Raw genomic sequence first — 748 nt, 5'->3', positions numbered from 1 at the left:
GGCGTTGCTGGGGCTGACGTTCACGGCGTTCGTCCTGATCGGGCCGTCGTGGTGGCAGCTGGTGACGGCGGCGGTCGTGGCGGTCCTGCTGGGGCAGGTGATGTTCCTGGGGCACGACGCGGCGCACCGGCAGATCTTCGAGTCGGGCCGGTGGAACGACTGGTCGAGCCTGGTGATCGCGAACCTGTACGCGGGGATGAGCTACGGCTGGTGGCAGCACAAGCACTCGCGGCACCACGCGAAACCCAACCAGGTGGGCGCCGACCCGGACATCGCGACGGACGTCATCGTGTTCCACACCGAGGACCTGAAGGCGCCGCGGACGGGGCTCAAGGGCTGGCTGACGCAGCGGCAGGGGTGGCTGTTCTTCCCGCTGCTGCTGCTGGAGGGCCTCAACCTGCACGTGTCCGGGGTCAAGACGATCTTCGGTCGTGGTCCGGTGAAGCGTCGCCCGGTGGAGATCGCGTTCGTCACCCTGCGCCTCGGCGGGTACGTCGGGGTCGTGTTCTGGCTGCTGCCGGTCGGCATGGCGTTCGCGTTCCTCGCGGTGCAGCTCGGCCTGTTCGGGCTCTACATGGGGGCGGTGTTCGCGCCGAACCACAAGGGCATGCCGCTGGTGCCTCGCGACGCCCGGATCGACTTCCTGCGCCGCCAGGTGCTCATGAGCCGCAACGTGCGCGGCGGGCGGTTCGTCGACCTGTTCATGGGCGGCCTGAACCACCAGATCGAGCACCACCTGTTCCCGAGC

Annotated in this window: 1 protein-coding gene; it reads left to right on the top strand. The window is 68.9% G+C overall.

All coding sequences use genetic code 11. The features are described 5' to 3' along the window. Nucleotides 1-4: 4 nt before the first annotated feature. Nucleotides 5-748, top strand: a 744-nt coding sequence (locus CBZ_RS12175) for an acyl-CoA desaturase (protein WP_130781805.1), incomplete at its 3' end; no start/stop codon positions are given.

The sequence above is a fragment of the Cellulomonas biazotea genome (assembly GCF_004306155.1).
GTDB lineage: Bacteria > Actinomycetota > Actinomycetes > Actinomycetales > Cellulomonadaceae > Cellulomonas > Cellulomonas biazotea.
This window is presented reverse-complemented; position numbering and strand designations above follow the sequence as displayed.